The following is a 20823-nucleotide window of genomic DNA, read 5'->3' as shown; positions in this document are numbered from 1 at the left end:
ACACAATCGAGAGTCTTTTTGCTTCTTAGGAATAAAATAAAGTAATTAAAAAGTTCTAAAGTATTTATTAAAATGAACTACTAAGGATGAACTACTTCGATCCGAAATCTATTTTTAAAACTCTCACGGGTTCAGGTGAGAGAATTTAAAAATATAAATTCTATTACGAAGTGGTTCATCTATAGATAAACTACTTCATTTTAAAATCTATCCAAATAAAGCTTCGTAGGACCATCGAAAGCTTTATTTGGAGTTTAATGACTGAAGTAGTTTATCAGTTCAGCGGAATAGATAATCCATTTCTATGTAACAAAACCAAGTAATATTTATATTAACTATTAGTGTTAATAGGATTATCAATATAGATTCTATTTGGAACTGGTTTATCTATATATAATTATATTAAATTAGACCTAGTATAATTATTAATTAGACATTTCACGATGAAGGTCTTCTGTATAGAGAGTTTCATCGCTAAGAAGATGCTGAGACATACTATGAAGTTTATCAAGATTTGCAAGTAGAAGTTCCTTTGTCTCATCATATAATTCATCTATCATAGCTTTACATTCTTCTATAACTGAGGTTCCACAAGAATTTGATAAATCACCTAAACTTGATATTTTCAGTAATCCGAGATTTTTACCCATTCCATACTCTGATATCATGTCTTTAGCAAGACTTGTTGAATGACTTATATCACTATAAGCTCCTGTAGTTATGTTTTCACTACCAAAGATAATTTCCTCAGCAGCTCTTCCACCAAGTAATACCATGATTCTTTTTCTTAAATAACTATAAGTTTTATAGGCTGAATCTTCCGGTATTGTAAGGGTATATCCTCCAGCTCCTTTAGTCGTAGGAATTATAGTAACTTTAGAAATCTTTTCCTCAGGAAGTTTGATAAGTGAAACTATAGCATGTCCTGATTCGTGATAAGCAGTTATCTTTCTATCGATATCTCTTATTGAGCTTCTATCATTTTTTTCATGACCAGCAATTACTATAGAGAAAGCTTTATCCATATGTTCTTCAGTTATATAGGTAGAATCTTCCTTAGCAGCTAATATAGCAGCTTCATTTACTAAACTTTCTAGTTTAGCTCCAGAGAAATAAGTTGTCTTATTTGCCCAATCTCTAACATCAATGTTGTTAATAGGTTTATTTTTAAAATAGAGATTAAGAATTTTTTCTCTTGCATTTACGTCAGGTAATATTACCTCAACGTGTCTATCAAATCTACCTGGTCTTAATAATGCAGAGTCTAATATATCTAATCTATTTGTTGCTGCCATAATAACTATGCCTTCCTGTTCACCAAAGCCAGACATTTCTGTTAGAAGAGCATTAAGAGTCTGGTCGCGTTCATCATTTCCGCCTGATGTCTTCCCCCCATCTCTTCTTTTTCCGATTGCATCAATTTCGTCTATAAAAATTACAGCTTTTCCGTTGGCTCTAGCTTTCTTAAACAAACTTCTTATTCTAGCAGCACCTACACCTACATACATCTGTACGAAATCAGAACCACTTACTGCATAGAAAGGAACTCCAGCTTCACCTGCAACAGCTTTAGCAAGTAAAGTCTTTCCTGTACCTGGTTCACCATAAAGTATTATTCCCTTAGGTAATCTAGCACCATACTTTTTATACTTTTCAGGATTCTTAAGAAAATCAACTATATCTTGGACACTTTCCTTAGCTTCTTCATTTCCTGCCATAGATTCAAAATTGAATCCCTTCTTTTCGCTGTCTTTTACATCAGTGCCATCAACTACAGTCATGGAAGAATTTGATGCACGTCCACTATAAACTGCCATATAGATTATAGAGAAAACTGATATAGTCAATATAACTGAAGGAATAGTTTTTTGTATTGGAGCTGCTGCAGAGCTTTTAACTTTAACTCCTTTTGTAAGTAGGTTTTCTTTTAAATTTGGGCTGTCTGGATTCTCAACAATATAGCTTTCACCAGTTTTGAGGTATACAGTCAATTTAGAAGAATCATTAATTTGTACATTCGATATTACATTTGAGTCCAAATCTTTTATAAATTCGGAATAGTTTTTTTCTACCTTTGTAGTAGGTAGATAATAGGTATAGAATATTAACGCGGATAAAGACATTATTGCAGTTAATATAGGAACAATAATCATCTTGTTTTTTAATTTATTCATTTGCATCCCCCTACTTTAAAACATTTATCATAATTTAAATTATACGTTTTTAAATGTAACTGTCTAATCAAAATCATAAGTTTTGCCAATGTAAGTTATGGGTAAAATGGCTTTAAAAAATATAGCAAATAATGTATACTCAATAGATGAATGTATTTATACGAATATAGGTTAAGAGGGGGAGAGCATATGCATGTTTCTCAAGTCACAGCTAGACTGAGTGGACAAGATATCATGTCTATTTTAAATGATTTTGTAAAAGTTGATGGTTTAAGTTTTGAGAATATAAAAGTTTGGGATACTATAGAAGTAGAGGGAAACTTTAAGAAGTTAGTAAACATAAAATTTAAAGGGCAAGTAGAGATTATAAGCATACATAATAATATACTTACACTGAATATATCACGAGTGAAGATAATGAAGGTTGGAATTTTTAAATTTATAAAAAATTTTGCCTTGAAACTAAGCTTGAAGAATTTTAAGCACATTGGAATATCCACCGAAAAAGATATAATTAAAATTGATATAAATAGTATATTAAGACTAGTGCCTTTTCTGAATTTGAACGTGGGAAACCTTTGTTTGAAAGAAGGTTTTATATTAGCTGATATAGATTCTGCTACTATCGATTTAAAAAGAATAGGTGAAGTGCCTGAAGCAATTACAGAAAAAATAGAGGAAGAAGTACCAAAGGAGGAAGTAGCGTTAATTAATGTTCAAAAGGTTAAGGATGGCTACTCTGATAAGAGAGAAAAAGTGGCAGAGAAGATACCAAAGAGGTTAAAGAAATATTCAGATTATTTATTTATAATACCTGATATAATTGCTTTAGTATATAGGTTATTGAAAGATAAAAGGGTAGCTAAAAAGACTAAGGTTGTGCTAATATCTTCTATGGCGTATATAACTTTACCTTTTGATATCTTACCTGATAAGATACCTTTTGTTGGGGGCATTGATGATTTAGGAGCAGTATTTTTTGCTATCAATAGAATAGTAGAAGACGTTCCGCTAGAAATCATTCTAGAAAACTGGCAAGGTAAAAATGAATTTATAGATGTACTTAGAAGTTCTGCTGAGTACTTAACTAGATATACGGCTGCTAAAAATATAGAGAAAGTTTATAGTGCAATTAATCAACTAGTAGAGGTTTAATAGTATAACTTTATTAGCTACTTATATATTAGAAAACTTTTGTATTTTAAGATTTTCTAACAATTATTTATTAAATTTCAGCATAGAAATCCTAAAACAAAAAAAGCGAGGTTACATATGGGTAAAAAGGTATATGCGATCAAAGAAGGTTTTGATTCTAATAAGAATGAAAAAGTTCAAGATTTAATAGTGAATACTTGGGATCAGTGTTTAAAGCTGGTTAAGGGTGTAAAGGGAGCAAAATATAAGAGTTTCGAAAGCATAGAAGAGGCTCAAGCCTTTTTAAAGGAACAAGGTAATATACTAAAAAAAGGTGAAGATAATTATCCATTAGACTGCCTTCATGCATATGTTGATGGCAGCTACAATGTGAGCACAGAGGAATATGCTTACGGGGTGGTAGCTGTCAGAAATGATGTGGTTCAATACATAGGTAGTGGAGTAGGTAAAAATAATTCGGAAAAAAATATAAGACAAATAGCTGGTGAGTTAGAAGCAGCAGTAAAAGCCACAGAATATGCTTTACTTTCAGGGGAAAAAAAGTTAGTTCTTTTCCATGACTATGCAGGGATTTGCTATCATGCAACTGGATTTTGGGAGAGAAAAGATGAATCATCAAAGCAATATTATGAAAAGATGAACAAATTGATGAACGATGGTATAGAAGTTATATTCGTTAAAGTTGATAGTCATACAGGAGATTTTTTTAATGAATTAGTAGATGAAAAATGTAAGGAACAATTAGGGATAGATTCTGAAAAAGTAGTTGAAAAGTGGTTATCAAACAACAAATTAAGAGTCCTAAATAGTAATGTAAAATATGAAATAGAAAAAGTTGCGCCCAAGTATGCAGATAATATTTTAATTGAAGAGGAAAACTTAGAACAAAATATTTTTGATATAAAGATACCAGATTCAATTAATGACATACTAGAAGCACTTCCGGAAAACAAACGTAATGAGATTTTAGAGTACGCAAAAAATATTTATGTAAAGTATTTTAATAAAGTTTAGCGTATTAAAGTAGTAGTTTTTATAGGTATAAATTGGAGCTTATAATTTTAAAATAAATGCACAAGATATAAATGAAAATTTATTAAAAAGAGGTGCAAAACTATGGGAAGATTTATGAGTGGTGTAACTACTGGAGCAATAGTTGGAGCAGCATTTGGAATGATGATAATGCCTCAACTAGATAGAAAAACACAAAAATCTCTAAAAAGAGCAGGGAAAATGGTTATGAATCTTGCTGAAGATAGAGCAGACGGAATGATGGGCTTATTCAAATAAAAATACTCGAGGATTATTCCTCGAGTATTTTTATTTTACAATAACTTTTATATAGAGCAATAAGTTATTGTTTATAGATGATTCCTCTAAATTGACATACTACTTCAATCATTAAACTTCAAATAAAGATTTTGGTGATTCTACGAATCTTTATTTGGTAAGTTCTAATATGAAGTAGCTTATGTATAAAAAATATGTTTTAAGTTTAAATCTTATAAGAATAATTAATATAAGTTAAGTAGCAAAGTAACCACAAGTTTTCAAGAAAGTTATTACAATAATTAAAAACCAATGATAAAAGTATATAATATTACAAAAATTTTTAGAAAAGGTAGAGAATAAAATAAAAATTAGAAGAAGTTTGTAATGTTTTGATTTTATTAGCTGAATTATGTGATATAATAAGTTATAATTTTAATTTTAAAAAAATTACATAATTAAGGAAAAAGGAAGAGTGTGTATGGAGATTCTTTCACTAGGGGAAAAAATAAAAAGAAGAAGAAAAGAATTGGATATGACTTTAAAGGATTTAGCCGGTGATAGAATAACACCAGGTCAGATAAGTCTTGTTGAGTCAGGAAGATCAAATCCATCTATGGATTTACTTGAATATCTTGCTGCAACATTAAAAACTTCAGTAGAATATTTAATGGAATCAGAAGAAACTCAAGCAGAAAATATATGTACTTATTTTGAGCAAGTGGCAGAATCATATATATTAGACAATGATACAATTACCGCAGAAAGGTATATTGAGAATTCACTTTACTATGCAGAGAAGTATAACCTTGAATATAGAAAGGCTAGAAATCTATATTTGAGAGCTAAAATTTATATGGCAAAAGGAGAAAATGTTTCAGCACAACAGTTTTTTCTTTCAGCAAATGTTATTTTTATAAAAAACAATAATTTTGAGGAAATGGTACAAACTTTCTTGTATTTAGGTAAGATAACCCTTGAACTAAAAGCTTACCATTCTGCTACATCATACCTTAAACAAGCAGAGAAACTATATATAGATAGAAGCATTGGCGATGACTTCTTGCTTGGAGAGATATATTTTACTATTTCGAAGACGTATTTTAAGCTAGAAGATGTTAAAAATTCAATGAACTATGCATTCCTTGCTAAACAAAAATTTGAACAAATATATGATCAAAAGAAATATGCAAAAACACTATTACTAATATCTGAAGAATATAATAAAAATGGCGATTTAGCTAATGCTATAAAATACTCTAAGAAAACTTTAGAGGTTTATAAAACCTTACAGGATTTGGAGAATATTTCTTACATAGAAAATAATTTAGGTAGACTTTTCTATCAGTTTGAAAACATAGAAGAATCCTTTAAGCATTATGAGATAGCAAAAGAGCTAAGGGAGAAAAATAGGGATAGTAGATTACCAGAGACCTTAATCAATATTTGTGAGAATTATATTAAGCTAAAGGATATTGCGAGCTGCACATCTGTTATGAAAGATATTGAAGATCATCTAGATCCAAGTAACTATTCAAATATTATTGAATTTATGTTGATTAAATTCAGAGTATTAATGATAAAAGAAAGCTATTTAGAAGCTGAATCAGTGTTGTTAGATACCTTTAAGGTATCACAAGATAGTGAAAACTTGAAAAAAGCAGGAGAGATTGCTGTAATGCTCGGTAAATTCTACTTAGATCAAAAGAAAGATACTGAAGCAGCTAGATTTTTAGATGAAGGCGTAGGAATCTTTAAAAAATTAGGTATAATTAGAAATTAGTTTTTTTGATAGGTGAGGGGAATGGAGATTTTATCAACTGGTGAAAAGATAAAAAGGGCTAGAATATATAAGGGAATAACGTTAAAAGAGTTATGTGATGAAAATATATCTATTTCTAAGATGAGTTGCATAGAGAATGGAAAAGTTAAGGCTGAGCCTTGGATTTTAGAGATTGTGGCAAAGAAGCTGGATTTAGATATAAATTATTTAAATGAAGATGTTAAAGATCAATTAGAAAGTAATCTTAAATTGATAAAACAAGGCTTAAAAAATGATAATTATGAAGAAGAACTAAAGTTATGTGTTAGCTATTCTACATATTATAAATATTCAGAATTAGCTTTTGAGTTTATGCATCTTCTTTTTACGTATTATTTAGAAGAGCTGAAGTATAAAAAAATACAAGATATGATGAACGAATATTATGAGGTAGCTCAAAAGTTAACTGATGTAACATATATATTTTATAAAGATATGGCAAAATACTTTTTTAATAATAAAGAATATAATGAAGCGCTAGCTTATTACAGCAAATTAAGAATAAGCCGTCAAGTTATAAAACAAGATTTTGTTGCCGATATAATTTATTCTGAGGCAGAATGCTATCTAAAATTAAAAAAAGATGATTTAGCATATAATCTACTAAAGGATTATATGAAAAAGCATGAGAAGATAGAAGATGTAATAATTAAAGGAAAGATTTTAAGCTTATATGGAGGTCTGCTTATAAGGTTCAATAACTTAGAAAGTAGCAAATACATAAATATGGCCTCAGATTTTCTTAAGGAAAGCCCTAAGGATTTAGTTAAAGCTAAGATTTTTTATGGAGAATCTTATTTTAAGATTGATGATAGGAAAAATGGCATAAAAGAAGTTCGAGAAGCTATGGACATGCTACCTAAAGAAAATAAGGATTTTTACTGTGAATTATTAAACAAAGCTATTACTATTTATATTGAAAATGGTGAGCTTGAAATTGCTGATGAAATGGCATCTGAAGCTTTAAATATAGCTATAGGATGCGATAATGTAAGATTAATTGAAAGATCTTATTATTTAAAAGCATTTGTTTTTCAGAAAAAAGGATTATATGAACAATCGGAGATGTATATGAATCTTTCTATAGATTCTTTAATGAAGTTTGGAAATTACTCACAAAGATATAGCAGATACATTGAGATGGCAAATATGTATCATGAGATAGGCGAGGTAAGAGAGGCAATAAAATATTTTACACTTGCTATGAATATGGAAAAGAAGCTTTAACATTATGTTAAAGCTTCTTTTTTGCCTTTTAATTAAAAATTAATTTATTATATTGGTAAGAAATTTTTGTGTTTGGTGATAATAAATCAACGTTTACATTTATAATATGAAAAATTAATAAATTAATTGTGAATTTAATATAAATAGTATAGTATTATTGGAAAAAATATGATAGAATGATTTATAATAATTATTGTATACAACTATACATAAAAAAATATAAATGAAAATGATAGATAATAATTTATGTATAGATGTAATTATTTTGATTTTGTTTTGCGATTATGAAAGGGGGGTTCTAAATGGCTGTTTTTGAAAAAGAGACAGGCAAGAAAATTTATATTGTAGACACAACTTTAAGAGATGGTGAACAAACTGCTGGTGTTGTATTTGCAAATCATGAAAAAATATCCATAGCGGAGATGTTAAGTGATCTAGGGGTGGATCAACTTGAGGTTGGTATACCAACTATGGGTGGAGATGAAAAGCAGGCTATAAAAGCCATTGTTAAAAAAGGACTTAAGTCAAGTATAATGGCATGGAATAGAGCTGTCATAAGCGATATTGAGCAATCAATAGATTGTGGGGTAGATGCAGTAGCTATTTCTATATCAGTTTCTGATATCCATATACAGCACAAACTACAGACTTCTAGAGAATGGGTTATTGAAAATATGCTTAAGGCAGTTGAGTTCGCTAAGAAAAACGGACTTTATGTTTCAGTTAATGGAGAAGATGCTTCAAGAGCTGATAATGAATTCTTAGTGCAGTTTATAAATGCAGCAAAAAAAGCAGGAGCAGACAGATTTAGATATTGTGATACTGTAGGCATAATGCATCCTGCCAAGATACAACAAGAGATAACTTTTTTAAGAAATAACACAAATTTTGATATAGAAATGCACACTCACAATGACTTTGGTATGGCAACAGCAAATGCATTAGCAGGACTTGCTGGTGGTGCTACTCATTTAGGTGTTACTGTAAATGGTTTAGGCGAAAGGGCTGGAAATGCAGCTCTGGAAGAAGTATTGATGGCATTAAAACATGTTTATGGCTATGATGTGAATGTTGATACAAAGATGTTTAAAGAAGCTTCGGAATATGTATCTAAGGCTTCTGGAAGAGAACTTCCTGCATGGAAAGCCATTGTTGGGTCCAATATGTTTGCACATGAATCAGGAATACATGCAGATGGAGCACTTAAGAATCCGCTAAACTATGAAGTTTTTGAACCTTCAGAAGTAGGTTTAGAAAGACAAATTGTTATTGGAAAACATTCAGGTAAGGCTGCTATTGTAAATAAATTCAAAGAATATGATATAGAGCTATCTCAACACGATGCTGATGAACTTCTTGTTATGGTAAGAGAATTATCAGTAAAACTAAAAAGAAGCCTTTTTGATAAAGAACTTGTACAGTTATATAAGGACTATTCAAAAAGGTAAGATATGCTACTTAAGCATGTAAAGAATTGAAAAATTAAATAGATTATTAAAAGAATTTTTGAAAATCTAATGGTATAAAAAGTAGTGTATCAATAATAGTGAAAACAAGGAGGAATAAACATGGGATTAAATTTAGTATATAAAATTTTAGAAAAGCATTTAGTTGAAGGAGTGCTTATCCAAGGTGAGCCAATTGGAATAAAGATAGATCAGACACTTACTCAAGATTCTACTGGTACTATGACTTATCTTCAATTGGAAGCAATGGGGATTGATAGAGTAAAAACTAAAAGATCAGTGGCATTTGTTGATCATAATATGCTTCAACAAGGTTTCGAAAATGCTGATGATCATAAATATATACAAACTGTTGCAGCAAAATACGGAGTACTGTTTTCAAAACCAGGTAACGGAATATGTCATCAAGTTTTCCTAGAAAGATTTTCAACTCCTGGAGATACTTTAATTGGTTCTGACAGTCATACACCTACAGCTGGTGGGGTAGGTATGATAGCTATAGGTGCAGGTGGCCTTGACGTAGCAGTTGCTATGGGTGGAGGAGCATATTTTATAAACGCTCCAAAGGTATGTAAGATAAACCTTATTGGTAAGTTATCGCCTATGGTTTCAGCAAAGGACGTAATACTTGAAGTTTTAAGAAGACTTACAGTAAAAGGCGGAGTAGGCAGAGTATTTGAGTATGGTGGAGAAGGCGTTAAGTCACTTTCAGTTCCTCAAAGAGCAACTATTACAAACATGGGAGCTGAACTTGGAGCAACCACTTCTATATTCCCAAGTGATGAAAAAACTTTTGAATACTTTAAAGCTCAAGGTAGGGAAAATCAGTGGAAGGAACTTCTACCAGATGAAGATGCTGTTTATGATGAAGAAGTGACTATAGATTTAGAAAAATTAGAGCCACTTGCTGCAAAGCCTCACAGTCCTGATAATGTCGAAGAAATAAGAACTATAGGTAAGATTAAAGTTGACCAGGTTGCCATTGGAAGCTGTACAAATTCTTCCTATGAAGACTTGATGAAGGTGGCAAAGATACTAAAAGGTAATAAGGTTCATCCGGAGGTTTCTTTAGTTATAGCGCCTGGTTCAAGGCAAGTTATGGAGATGATATCTCGTAATGGAGCTTTAGGAGATATCATAAGTGCAGGTGCAAGAATCCTTGAAAATTCCTGTGGACCATGTATAGGTATGGGGCAGGCTCCTGGAACAGAAGGAGTTTCTCTAAGAACCTTCAACAGAAATTTCTATGGAAGAAGTGGAACTTTAACAGCTAAGGTTTATTTAGTAAGTCCAGAAACTGCTGCTGTAAGTGCAATAGCAGGAGTGCTTACAGATCCAAGACAATTGAAAGCTGATATAAATATAGATCTTCCTGAGAGATTTATATTAGACGATTCTATGATCTTAAAACCAGCTGAAACATCAGCTGAGGTTGAAGTTGTAAGAGGGCCTAATATAAAGCCATTTCCAAATGGAGTTCCTTTAAATAATAGCTTAGAAGGAAAGAATCTTCTAAAGGTTTCAGATAATATAACAACAGACCATATAATGCCTTCAAACTCAAAACTACTTCCATATAGATCTAATGTACCTTATCTTGCAGATTTCTGCTTTAATACAGTAGATGCTGACTTCCCTGCAAGAGCTAAGGAATATAATGGTGGATTTATAGTTGGTGGTAATAACTATGGTCAAGGTTCAAGTAGAGAGCATGCTGCGTTAGCACCATTATATTTAGGAGTAAAGGCCGTAATAGTAAAGAGCTTTGCAAGAATTCATAAAGCAAACCTAATAAACAGTGGTATATTACCGTTAACCTTTGAAAATGAGGCGGACTATGATACTTTAGATCTTTTAGATGATTTGGCGATAAACAATATAGAAAAAGACATACACAACGGCAAATTAGTTGTAGAAAATAAAACTAAGGGAAATAGCTTTACTGTAATAGCTGATTTATCACAAAGAGAAATAGAAATACTTTTATGTGGTGGAAAACTTAACTATACAAAGGAATTAATGAAAGAAGGTATATAGAATGCATAAGATAACCTTAATACCTGGAGATGGAATAGGACCTGAAGTTAGTAATGCTATGAAGATGGTACTAGAGGCATCAGGGGTAGAAATAGAGTGGGAAGAGGTTCAAGCCGGAGAAGCTCAGATAGAGAAATACGGAACACCACTTCCGGATCATGTTATTGAAGCTATTAAGAGAAATAAAATTGCAATAAAGGGACCTATAACGACTCCTGTAGGGAAAGGCTTTAAAAGTGTTAATGTTACTTTAAGGCAGAATCTTGATCTTTATGTTAATCTTAGACCAGTTAAAAGCTTTAAAGGAATAGAATCAAGATATTCAGATATAGATTTAGTTATAGTTAGAGAAAATACAGAAGATCTTTATGCTGGTATTGAACACAAAATTGGTGATTATGGTGCTGAAAGCATAAAGCTTATAACAAAACCTGCATCTCAAAGAATTGTGGAATTTGCTTTTAAGTATGCTAAAGACAATAATAGGTCAACAGTAACGGCAGTTCATAAAGCAAATATAATGAAGCTTTCAGATGGTTTGTTCTTAAATACTGCGAGAGAAGTAGCAGAAGGCAATACTGAAGTTAAATTCAATGATTTAATAGTAGATGCTGCAGCGATGAATTTAGTAATAAATCCTCAAAAGTATGATGTTATGGTTATGCCTAATTTATATGGAGATATTTTATCAGATTTATGTGCTGGCCTTGTTGGCGGACTTGGTATAATACCTGGAGCAAACATAGGGAAGGATTATGCAGTTTTTGAAGCTGTTCACGGAAGTGCTCCTGATATAGCTGGCCAAAACAAAGCTAATCCAACTGCGCTTATACAATCTGCTATAATGATGCTTAGACATATAGGTGAATATAAGCATGCTGATAAGATTGAAGCTGCTCTCTCTAAGGTGTTCTTAGAAGGAAAGGTTCTTACAGGAGATTTAGATGGAAGTGCTACAACCACAGAATTTGCAGAAGCAATCTGTGAAAACTTATAATTGAATGAAAGGATCTATTAAAGTAGGGTGAGTTAAATATCATGTTATGTATAATCAAGGTCATATTTAACGCTTACCAATGCTTAAAGGATTACTGAGATAATATAAAAAACTTGCTGACAGTGTGATAATGTTAGCAAGTTTTTTTATATAAGATATGTTTAATTACTGTGACGAAATACTTAAAATATTTTCTAAAAAATATTTCTGAAATTATAAATAATATTTGGTACTATTAATGAGAAGAATTTTGAGCAAATTGCTTCATAACTGCTTGTACTTCTTCTACCTTTTCTGGCTTTAAGAAAGTTATAATCTTTATAGCAAATTGTTTTGCATCTTCAGCAGTGAAAGTTCCTTCTGCTTGCTTTTTGAAGTTACCAGCAAGTAATGCCTTAGCTTCTTCGACCTTGTCTTCTTGTGCTCTCTCTAGAATATAGCCTAAAAATCTTTCTTGTCCCTCGTTCATAATTTAATCTCCTTTAATTATATTTATAGTGAATTACTTTTTCCAAATTGAAGAATATTTAATTTTATCCTATGTCAATTATACCTGATAATAAATTTGTATTAAATATCTTTAAAATAGTTTGAAAGTTTATCTCTATCAGGAATAAAGATTTTTTTGCTTTCAACTATTATTAAATCTAATTCTTGCAATTTTTTTAAAGCTCTGGATATAGTTTCTCTTTGACTGCCAAACATATCAGCAAGATATGTGACTGATACGTTAAGATTAATCAAAGTTCCTAAAGGATGAAAAACACCATAATCTTTAGAAAGTTTCCAAAGTTTTGCTGCCAGTTTTTTCTCTATCTTTATAGGAGTAGTATTTTTCATCTGTCTATAAAGTCTTCTAACCTTTTTAGCTAAAGAGTTTATAACATTTTTAGTGAAAGTAAAGTTTTCTTCCATAAGATCTATAAAAGTTTTTTTATCATATACCAGAAGATAACCTTCTTCAAAGGTCTCACAGCAGATGGAGGCTGGTAAGTCATCTAAAATAACTTCATTTAGTATTTTTCCTTCTCCTAAGATAAAAACAACTTTCTTTTGAGCATTTTCACTCAATTTATATAAAGAAAACTTGCCTTTTAAGACAACAAATATATTGTTAACGATATCCTTATCCATAAAAACATGGGTGTTTTTATCAAATTTTTTTATTTTTCCAACATTATAAAGCCTTAATAGAAACTCGTCATCAAGGCCTGCAAATACCTCTAAATTTTTAATTTGATCAAAGTTAAATTCAGTCATGTTATCCCTTCTTAAAGAAAATATAAATTCATTTTATCAGAGTTTAGATAAAAGATACACAATAACATAAATTTAAATCTAGATTATGTTTAAACACTGTGTTGAAATTAAGATATCACTTCTTTAATGCGTTATTAGTTATACAAGAAAATAATTGTAAAAATTATTTTTAAATTTAAGGGAGAATTTTTTTGGTTTTAACTGCACATAATAATATCGTTCAAAAGTAGGCTTTAAAAAAATATATATTATCTTTCACGGTAAGCCTCAATAAAATGTAAAGGAGGGAATTCCAATGGCAAATGCAAGACAAAATGTACAAACAACTTGTGATGAGTTAAATCACTGCAAACAACATCTTCAAGACGCGCTAAACACAGTTGAAAAAGATCAAAACAAACAAAAGATCCAAAAATCTTTAGATGCTGTTAACAATGCAATAAACGTAACACAAGATACACTATCAAACTATACTGAAAGCTAGTATACATAGATATTTAAGAGGAACCCTTGATTTTCAAGGGCTCTTTTTTATTCTTTAGAAAATTATATCAAAGATAAAGTTGAGGATAAATATGTGTATACGGCCTAAATGCAGATGTGCAAAAAATCACTGAAGAAAGTCGTTTCAGCGATTTTTTTTATAGTATACGTTAAATTAATGAATTTTAAGTTTTCCAGTAGACTGTGATATTTATCACAGTCTACTTTCATTTTTTTTAGTAAACTATGGGTATACGGGAGGGATTTATTATGTTTAGTGAAGAAATTAACAAAGTTGCTCAGGCAGCAAAAGGAAAAAGTGAATTATTAAGAAACAATAAGGTTGGTTATTTATTATCATCAGCTTTTGCAGGATTGTACGTAGGATTAGGTATAATGCTTATATTTACTGTAGGTGGATTGCTATCAACGGCAAACTCGCCAGCTACAAAGATAGCAATGGGAGCATCTTTTGGTGTAGCACTTTCATTAGTTATTTTTGCTGGATCAGAATTATTTACAGGAAATAACTTTGTAATGACAATCGGTGCTCTAAAGAAAACCGTTTCATGGTTAGACGTTATATTAGTTTGGATTGTAAGTTTTATAGGTAATCTTGTAGGTTCAGTGTTTGGAGCCTTCTTATTTTATTCTGCTGGACTAGCTTCAGGACCAGTTGGAAAGTTTATAGTAAGTGCAACTAACACAAAGATGCATCTATCAAGTCAAGAACTTTTTGTTAGAGGAATTTTATGTAATGTATTAGTATGCCTAGCAGTTTGGTGTAGTTTCAAGATGAAAGAAGAAATAGGAAAGCTAGTTATGATTTTTTGGTGCTTATTTGTATTTATAACAGCTGGTTTTGAGCATAGCATAGCAAATATGACACTTTTAGCAATAGGTTTATTTGTTCCACATCAAGCTACTATAAGCTTAAGTGGATTTATTCATAATTTAACATTTGTAACTTTAGGCAATATTGTTGGTGGTGCTGTAATATTGGCAATACCTTACTATTTAATTTCTAGAGAAAAATAAGGAGTACTATTATGGGATTTAAGATGACTGTAGAGAGTTATAACGAGTATTTAGAAAAGCTTTCAGAAAAGTACAAGATATTTGCTCCAAAAGTATTTGAAGGAAAGGGAAGTTATTCAGATACAGATGTAGTTAGATATGGTGAAATAAGTGATATAAATGAAGTTGTGTTTGATAAAAAATCAGATTTTTCATATAAAGAAGTATTACTTCCAATTACTCAAACTTTGTTCTACTTTACAGAAGATGAATGGATAGAGCCAAAGCAAGAGGAAAAAGGAGCAATAATATTCTTAAGAAGCTGTGATATGCATTCTGTAAAAAGAATTGATGATATATATTTAAGAAATGGTTTCGAAGATCCATATTACAAAGTACTTAGAGAGAGAACAAAATTTGTTCTTATAGGATGCAGTGAAAGCTTTGAAAACTGCTTCTGTGTAAGCATGGGAACAAACAAAACTGATGAACATCAAGCTTATATAAAAGTTGAAGATGATATGGTTTATTTTGATGTTAAGGATGCTGAACTTGAGGCTATCTTAGGAGATCTTTCAAGAGAAGAAGCAGAAGTTGAAGTTGATTTTGTTACTGAAAATGGAGTAAAGGTCAACATACCAGAAAACTTAGATTTAAGTGTAATGAATTCATCTATGTGGAAAGAATACTCAGCTAGATGCATAGCTTGCGGGAGATGTAACTTTGTATGCCCTACATGTACATGCTTTACAATGCAGGATGTATTCTACAAAGACAACAAAAAGGCTGGAGAAAGAAGAAGAGTTTGGGCTTCTTGTCATGTAGATGGATATACAAACATGGCCGGGGGACATGGCTTTAGATTAGATAAAGGTCAAAGAATGAGATTTAAGGTTCTTCATAAGGTATATGACTATAAGAAGAAGTGGGGATATAACATGTGTGTTGGTTGTGGTAGATGCGATGATATCTGTCCAGAATATATATCCTTCTCAAACTGCGTAAATAAATTAGAAAAAGGAATGGAAGAGGTGAAAGCAAATGAATAATCCATATATGCCATCAAAGTCAACGATTTTAGATATAAAAAAGCATACAGAAATAGAATATACTTTTAGGCTTTCATTTAAAGGTGATGTAAAACCAGGACAATTCTTTGAGGTGTCTCTTCCAAAGTACGGGGAAGCTCCTATATCAGTAAGTGGAATAGGCGAAGACTATATAGAACTTACAATAAGAAGAGTTGGGGTAGTTACGGAAGAAATATTCAATTACTACGTTGGTCAACAATTATTTTTAAGAGGACCATATGGTAATGGCTTTGATATAGAAAATTATAGAGGAAAAGAAGTTATAGTTGTAGCAGGTGGAACAGGTCTTTCACCAGTAAAGGGAATAGTTGATTACTTCTCACAAAACCCTAATGAAGCTAAGAAGTTTACTTTAATATCAGGATTTAAGTCTCCTACTGATATGTTATTTAAAGATGATATGGAAGTTTGGAAGGAAAATATAAATCATATATTAACTGTAGATACTGCTCCAGAAGGTTATGAAGGGAAGGTAGGGCTAGTTACTAAGTATATTCCTGAATTACAGATTGATGATATGGAAAATGTTGAAGTTATAGTAGTTGGACCTCCAATGATGATGAAATTTACAGTAGGTGAATTCTTAAAGAGAGAAATTAAAGAAGAAAAGATCTGGATATCTCATGAAAGAAAGATGTGTTGTGGTCTTGGAAAATGTGGACATTGTAAGATTGATGACACTTATGTATGTTTAGATGGTCCTGTATTTAATTATTCAGTTGGAAAGCTTCTAAGAGATTAGAAGGAGGTAAAGATAATGGATATAAACACTAAAGCACTTAAAAAAAATGCCTTCAGAGTTACTAAGAAAAGAGGGATAACTTCATCTAGAATAAGAGTACCAGGTGGACATTTAGATTCAAAGTATTTAGCTAAGATCGGTGAGATTGCTGAAAAGTTTGGAGATGGTTCTGTTCATATAACTACAAGACAGGGATTTGAAATCACTGGTATAGATATGAAGGACATGAATGAAGTAAACTTAATGCTTCAGGATTTAATTGAAGGTTTAGAGATAAACCAAGAAGAAGAAGGAAAAGGATATCCAGCAGCAGGTACTAGAAATGTGACTTCTTGTATAGGAAATAGGGTGTGCCCATTTGCTAACTATGATACAACTGCCTTTGCTCAAAGAATTGAAAAGATGATATTCCCAGACGATCTTCACGTAAAGATAGCTTTAACAGGTTGTCCTAATGATTGCTTAAAGGTTAGACAACATGACTTTGGAATCATAGGGATGACTGAACCTCAATATGATGCTTATAGATGCATAGGCTGTCAAGCTTGTGTTACAAACTGTAAGAAGAGAGCTACTGGAGCTTTAAAGTTTGAAAACTTCAAGGTAGTTAGAGATCATGATAAATGTATAGGCTGTGGTGAGTGTGTAGGTAAGTGCCCAACTGGAGCATGGACTAGAAGCGAAGAGAAATATTATAGACTTGCTATAATGGGTAGATCAGGAAAGAAAAACCCAAGACTTGCAGAAGATTTTATAATTTGGGTTGATGAAGAAAGTATAAAGAAGATAATAATGAATACTTACGAGTACGTAAGAGAATATATAGATAAAGATGCTCCAGGTGGAAAAGAACATATTGGATATATAGTTGATAGAACTGGTTTCCAAGAATTTAAGAAGTGGGCATTAAAGGATGTTGAGCTAGGTCCTAAGGCTATTCTTAAGGATAATGTATATTGGAGTGGAATAAGATATTAATTTTAAGGGGAGCAAGCTAATTGCTTCCCTTAATGTTTTAATCAATGTATTTATTTTTTCACTTTTGCTCTTTAGTATTCTGTCACAAAAGTCGTAGTTTAAACTGTTAAATAAATCTGTAACTATTATAAATATCCTGTATAAATTAGCGATTGAAGTTATAAACAAACGTCACAATCCTATATAAAGAATATAGGATTGTGATAACTATTTATGATAATGTTGAAGTATAAGTAAGTATTAGGATTTATATATAATTAAATGGGAGTAAATATGTCCACTTTGTTGAAGTATAGCTGTTATTAGGTTATACTTTTGTTGTTAGGAATTTATACTGATAATGTGGCTTAAGAATATTTGGAGTGATAATTTATGAATCAGCTTATTGGATTTAAACGAAATCTATCTCTTGATATAAGAGAAAAGTTTGCCATAAGGCAAAGTAAGATAGATCAATATCTTTGTGAACTAACTAAAAAGTTTTCAGAGGTTATTATTATAAATACATGTAATAGAACAGAGATTTATTTTAATGCAGATAGTTGCAGCGAAGAAAATATAGATTGCATATTTGATATATTTAATTGGGATAAAGATTTAAAAGAGTACATCTTTCACGATAAAGATGACAAAGTCACAGTGCATCTAATGGAGGTTGCCTGTGGCTTTCATTCTAAGATATTAGGGGAAGATCAAATACTTGGGCAAGTAAAAGAAAGTTTTTTATATTCCAAAGATAGAGGTGGAGCCTCTGGAGAACTTGGAAGGTTGTTTCAAACGGCCATAACTTGTGGAAAACAATTTAGGACAGAAGCAAAATTATATGAAATTCCTGTCTCATCATCTTCAATAGCAGTTCATGAGGCTATAGATAGAGGGTATAAAGCCTATATGGTTATAGGTTATGGAGAGATAGGAAGTCTGGCTGTAAAATATCTTTTAGGGCAAGATGTATATAAGATCTTCTTGGTGGTTAGAACTCCAGGAAATGTAAAAGATATATTTGATCCTAGAGTTGAAGTAATTGATTTTAATAGAAAAAATGAAGTGCTTAAGGAAGTCGAATGCATTATATCTTGCACTTCAGCTCCGCACCCTGTTGTGAGATATGAAGAGATACCTAAAGAAGCAGAATTATTTATTCTTGATCTAGCAGTACCAAGAGATGTGGATAAAAAAATTAAAACTTTAGATAATGTAGAGCTTCTTGACATTGACGATATATCAAAGATTGATGATAAAAATAAAGCTTTAAGAAGAGCACGAATGATTGATTTTAAGTATATAATCAACGAACACTTTACGGAGTATAGAAACTGGCTGAAGATGAGAGAATTATCTCCTATAATTTCATCTATGAAAGAAGCAGGAAAAGAAGTAGTAAGTGATAGATATGCAAGTTATGTAAATAGGGCAAATAATAGAAATTCTGAGAAGTTAGCAGAGATTCTTATAAAAAGCACCTCAGATCACTATGTAAATAAAGCAATCAATGTACTTAAAGAAGCTAAGTTAAAGGGATGTGAAGAGCAGTGCATAGAGATAATAAGCAAGATATTTCTAAGCTAGAGTATATGTTTTTGTCCTTAATAAGCAGTAAGATACGGGTTTTAATCATTGGTGGAGGAAAAGCGGCCTTAATAAAGGCCACAACCTTAATAAAGAATGGGTGCAGTTTAACCATTTTAGCTGAGCACTTTGATGAAGATATTGAAGCTTTAAGTTCTACAGGATTTGTTGAACTCGTTAAAGAAAGTTATAGTAAGGCTTATTTAAGTGATAAACATTTGATCTTCATATGTATTGATGATAAAAGTACCATAGAAAGTATTATTGAGGATTGTGAGGATCGAAGCAAGTTATATGTAAACTGCAGTGATTCTAAAAATGGATTGGCAGTTTTGCCGATGCAAAATAACAATGGAAGCTTTTCATATGCAGTTAATACTAATGGTGGAAATCCTAAGATGTCTAGAAAGCTATTAAGCGAAATGAGTAAAGCTGTAGAGCCTTTGCTGACAATAACAGAATTTTCAACATCCTTAAGGGGTAGGATGAAGGAAATAGGTTTTATTGATAAGATTATATTGGACTTTATTATTTCTGATGAGTATAGATTTTTCTTTGAAAAAGGTTATGGAGAAAAAGTACTATACTTGTATTTTAGTAAAGAATATTTAGATAAATTACTTGAATATGATTTTGTTTTATATGGAGGATATGACCATGAGTTTGATTATAGCAACAAGGAAAAGTAAACTTGCACAGACCCAAACCGAAATAGTTATGGAGCTTCTAAGAGATAAATGCAGCATAGAAAGTGAAAAGATACTAATGAGCACCGAAGGTGACAGAAGACTAGATGTAGCTCTTAATAAAATAGGTGGGAAAGGATTGTTTGTAAAAGAAATAGAGTATGCATTGCTTGAAGGAAAAGCTGATGCGGCAGTACACAGCATGAAGGATGTTCCTTTTGCATTAGAAGAGCCTTTCGAGATAGTAGCTATGCCAGAGCGTGAAGATCCTAGAGATGCGTTTATATCTATGAAAAATATCAGTTTTTATGAGTTGAAAAAAGGAGCCAGAATAGGTACTTCTAGTATAAGAAGAAGTTCTCAATTAAGAGTACTAAGACCAGATATTGAGATTGTTCCTATTAGAGGAAATGTTCAAACAAGATTAGATAAGATAGAAAAAGAAAATTTAGATGGAATAATATTGGCGGCAGCAGGTTTAAGAAGACTAGATATGGAAGATATCATAACTGACTACTTTAATGAAGAAGTATTTCTTCCAGCAGTTGGCCAAGGGGCTCTAGGTATAGAGACATTAAAGACAAGTGATAAAAAACATATTTTTTCCAAGCTTGATGATGCAAAAACAAGAATCACTGTAGAGGCGGAAAGAAGCTTTATGAAAGAACTTAATGGAGGCTGTCATTCACCTATAGGTGCTTATGCAAAGATTGAAAATAAGGATATTTACATATTAGGTATATATGAAATAAATGATAGATTAGTTAAAAAAGATATTCAAGGTAAAGTTGAAGAGCATATTAAGCTTGGCAAAGATTTAGCTAAAAAGATTATAAAAGAACTATAATTA

19 protein-coding genes are annotated in these 20823 nt (G+C 31.3%); 16 read left to right on the top strand and 3 right to left on the bottom strand.

Annotated features, from left to right (window positions below):
• Window positions 1-425: 425 nt before the first annotated feature.
• Entirely contained in the window at window positions 426-2174 is a 1749-nt protein-coding gene (locus OCU55_RS12455) for an ATP-dependent metallopeptidase FtsH/Yme1/Tma family protein (protein ID WP_261852634.1), read from the bottom strand.
• 189 nt (window positions 2175-2363) lie between these two features.
• Here OCU55_RS12455 and OCU55_RS12450 point away from each other — a divergent pair, with 189 nt between their 5' ends.
• The 8 genes from OCU55_RS12450 to OCU55_RS12415 all read left to right on the top strand — a co-directional run bounded on the left by OCU55_RS12450 (window position 2364) and on the right by OCU55_RS12415 (window position 12147).
• Entirely contained in the window at window positions 2364-3329 is a 966-nt protein-coding gene (locus OCU55_RS12450) for a YkvA family protein (protein ID WP_261852633.1), read from the top strand.
• Window positions 3330-3446: 117 nt separating this feature from the next.
• On the top strand, window positions 3447-4343 hold the full coding sequence (locus OCU55_RS12445; protein WP_261852632.1) for a ribonuclease H family protein: 897 nt from the start codon (window positions 3447-3449) through the stop codon (window positions 4341-4343).
• A 102-nt stretch (window positions 4344-4445) separates the two neighbouring features.
• On the top strand, window positions 4446-4619 hold the full coding sequence (locus OCU55_RS12440) for a hypothetical protein (protein ID WP_261852631.1): 174 nt from the start codon (window positions 4446-4448) through the stop codon (window positions 4617-4619).
• A 460-nt stretch (window positions 4620-5079) separates the two neighbouring features.
• Window positions 5080-6381, top strand: coding sequence for a helix-turn-helix transcriptional regulator (locus tag OCU55_RS12435; RefSeq protein WP_261852630.1), 1302 nt, complete (start codon window positions 5080-5082; stop codon window positions 6379-6381).
• 21 nt (window positions 6382-6402) lie between these two features.
• A complete protein-coding gene (locus tag OCU55_RS12430; RefSeq protein WP_261852629.1) occupies window positions 6403-7647 on the top strand; it encodes a helix-turn-helix domain-containing protein in 1245 nt (414 codons plus the stop codon).
• 302 nt (window positions 7648-7949) lie between these two features.
• Window positions 7950-9095, top strand: coding sequence for a homocitrate synthase (gene nifV / locus OCU55_RS12425; protein ID WP_261852628.1), 1146 nt, complete (start codon window positions 7950-7952; stop codon window positions 9093-9095).
• A 120-nt stretch (window positions 9096-9215) separates the two neighbouring features.
• Complete coding sequence (locus tag OCU55_RS12420; protein WP_261852627.1) at window positions 9216-11150, top strand: aconitate hydratase; 1935 nt, start codon at window positions 9216-9218, stop codon at window positions 11148-11150.
• A 1-nt stretch (window position 11151) separates the two neighbouring features.
• Window positions 11152-12147, top strand: a complete 996-nt coding sequence (locus OCU55_RS12415; RefSeq protein WP_261852626.1) for an isocitrate dehydrogenase (NAD(+)) — start codon at window positions 11152-11154, stop codon at window positions 12145-12147.
• Between the two features lie 235 nt (window positions 12148-12382).
• On the opposite strand, the gene OCU55_RS12410 is transcribed toward OCU55_RS12415, so the two are convergent.
• Window positions 12383-12616 carry a hypothetical protein gene (locus OCU55_RS12410; RefSeq protein WP_261852625.1) on the bottom strand — a complete coding sequence of 78 codons (234 nt, stop codon included), beginning with the start codon at window positions 12614-12616 and terminating at the stop codon, window positions 12383-12385.
• 101 nt (window positions 12617-12717) lie between these two features.
• The gene (locus OCU55_RS12405; protein ID WP_261852624.1) at window positions 12718-13407 is read right to left on the bottom strand and encodes a Crp/Fnr family transcriptional regulator; all 690 of its coding nucleotides are present in this window, start codon (window positions 13405-13407) and stop codon (window positions 12718-12720) included.
• A gap of 295 nt (window positions 13408-13702) precedes the next feature.
• Here OCU55_RS12405 and OCU55_RS12400 point away from each other — a divergent pair, with 295 nt between their 5' ends.
• The 8 genes from OCU55_RS12400 (at window position 13703) to hemC (ending at window position 20820) form a co-directional block, all read left to right on the top strand.
• On the top strand, window positions 13703-13891 hold the full coding sequence (locus tag OCU55_RS12400) for a hypothetical protein (protein WP_261852623.1): 189 nt from the start codon (window positions 13703-13705) through the stop codon (window positions 13889-13891).
• A gap of 269 nt (window positions 13892-14160) precedes the next feature.
• Window positions 14161-14928, top strand: coding sequence for a formate/nitrite transporter family protein (locus OCU55_RS12395; protein WP_261852622.1), 768 nt, complete (start codon window positions 14161-14163; stop codon window positions 14926-14928).
• A gap of 11 nt (window positions 14929-14939) precedes the next feature.
• Complete coding sequence (gene asrA, locus OCU55_RS12390; RefSeq protein ID WP_261852621.1) at window positions 14940-15956, top strand: anaerobic sulfite reductase subunit AsrA; 1017 nt, start codon at window positions 14940-14942, stop codon at window positions 15954-15956.
• Window positions 15949-16740, top strand: coding sequence for an anaerobic sulfite reductase subunit AsrB (asrB, locus tag OCU55_RS12385; protein WP_261852620.1), 792 nt, complete (start codon window positions 15949-15951; stop codon window positions 16738-16740). The genes asrA and asrB overlap by 8 nt, the downstream gene beginning before the upstream one ends.
• 15 nt (window positions 16741-16755) lie before the next feature.
• Complete coding sequence (gene asrC / locus OCU55_RS12380) at window positions 16756-17718, top strand: sulfite reductase subunit C (protein WP_183276473.1); 963 nt, start codon at window positions 16756-16758, stop codon at window positions 17716-17718.
• A 372-nt stretch (window positions 17719-18090) separates the two neighbouring features.
• Window positions 18091-19287: a glutamyl-tRNA reductase gene (gene hemA, locus OCU55_RS12375; RefSeq protein ID WP_261852619.1), complete on the top strand. Its 1197-nt coding sequence runs from the start codon at window positions 18091-18093 to the stop codon at window positions 19285-19287.
• On the top strand, window positions 19251-19976 hold the full coding sequence (locus OCU55_RS12370) for an NAD(P)-dependent oxidoreductase (protein WP_261852618.1): 726 nt from the start codon (window positions 19251-19253) through the stop codon (window positions 19974-19976). Before hemA ends, OCU55_RS12370 begins: the two co-directional genes overlap by 37 nt.
• A complete protein-coding gene (gene hemC, locus OCU55_RS12365; protein ID WP_261852617.1) occupies window positions 19945-20820 on the top strand; it encodes a hydroxymethylbilane synthase in 876 nt (291 codons plus the stop codon). The genes OCU55_RS12370 and hemC overlap by 32 nt, the downstream gene beginning before the upstream one ends.
• Window positions 20821-20823 lie beyond the last annotated feature (3 nt).

It is taken from the genome of Clostridium folliculivorans, assembly GCF_024341905.1.
In the GTDB taxonomy this organism is placed as follows: Bacteria; Bacillota; Clostridia; order Clostridiales; family Clostridiaceae; genus Clostridium_AR; species Clostridium_AR folliculivorans.
The sequence above is the reverse complement of the archived record's forward strand: the minus strand, read 5'-3'. Positions and strand labels throughout refer to the sequence as shown.

Excerpts from the sequence above, each read along its gene's own strand:
- OCU55_RS12455 (WP_261852634.1), bottom strand. The coding sequence starts at position 2,174 with ATGAATAAATTAAAAAACAAGATGATTATTGTTCCTATATTAACTGCA.
- OCU55_RS12450 (WP_261852633.1), top strand. The coding sequence starts at position 2,364 with ATGCATGTTTCTCAAGTCACAGCTAGACTGAGTGGACAAGATATCATG.
- OCU55_RS12445 (WP_261852632.1), top strand. The coding sequence starts at position 3,447 with ATGGGTAAAAAGGTATATGCGATCAAAGAAGGTTTTGATTCTAATAAG.
- OCU55_RS12440 (WP_261852631.1), top strand. The coding sequence starts at position 4,446 with ATGGGAAGATTTATGAGTGGTGTAACTACTGGAGCAATAGTTGGAGCA.
- OCU55_RS12435 (WP_261852630.1), top strand. The coding sequence starts at position 5,080 with ATGGAGATTCTTTCACTAGGGGAAAAAATAAAAAGAAGAAGAAAAGAA.
- OCU55_RS12430 (WP_261852629.1), top strand. The coding sequence starts at position 6,403 with ATGGAGATTTTATCAACTGGTGAAAAGATAAAAAGGGCTAGAATATAT.
- nifV (WP_261852628.1), top strand. The coding sequence starts at position 7,950 with ATGGCTGTTTTTGAAAAAGAGACAGGCAAGAAAATTTATATTGTAGAC.
- OCU55_RS12420 (WP_261852627.1), top strand. The coding sequence starts at position 9,216 with ATGGGATTAAATTTAGTATATAAAATTTTAGAAAAGCATTTAGTTGAA.
- OCU55_RS12415 (WP_261852626.1), top strand. The coding sequence starts at position 11,152 with ATGCATAAGATAACCTTAATACCTGGAGATGGAATAGGACCTGAAGTT.
- OCU55_RS12410 (WP_261852625.1), bottom strand. The coding sequence starts at position 12,616 with ATGAACGAGGGACAAGAAAGATTTTTAGGCTATATTCTAGAGAGAGCA.
- OCU55_RS12405 (WP_261852624.1), bottom strand. The coding sequence starts at position 13,407 with ATGACTGAATTTAACTTTGATCAAATTAAAAATTTAGAGGTATTTGCA.
- OCU55_RS12400 (WP_261852623.1), top strand. The coding sequence starts at position 13,703 with ATGGCAAATGCAAGACAAAATGTACAAACAACTTGTGATGAGTTAAAT.
- OCU55_RS12395 (WP_261852622.1), top strand. The coding sequence starts at position 14,161 with ATGTTTAGTGAAGAAATTAACAAAGTTGCTCAGGCAGCAAAAGGAAAA.
- asrA (WP_261852621.1), top strand. The coding sequence starts at position 14,940 with ATGGGATTTAAGATGACTGTAGAGAGTTATAACGAGTATTTAGAAAAG.
- asrB (WP_261852620.1), top strand. The coding sequence starts at position 15,949 with ATGAATAATCCATATATGCCATCAAAGTCAACGATTTTAGATATAAAA.
- asrC (WP_183276473.1), top strand. The coding sequence starts at position 16,756 with ATGGATATAAACACTAAAGCACTTAAAAAAAATGCCTTCAGAGTTACT.
- hemA (WP_261852619.1), top strand. The coding sequence starts at position 18,091 with ATGAATCAGCTTATTGGATTTAAACGAAATCTATCTCTTGATATAAGA.
- hemC (WP_261852617.1), top strand. The coding sequence starts at position 19,945 with ATGAGTTTGATTATAGCAACAAGGAAAAGTAAACTTGCACAGACCCAA.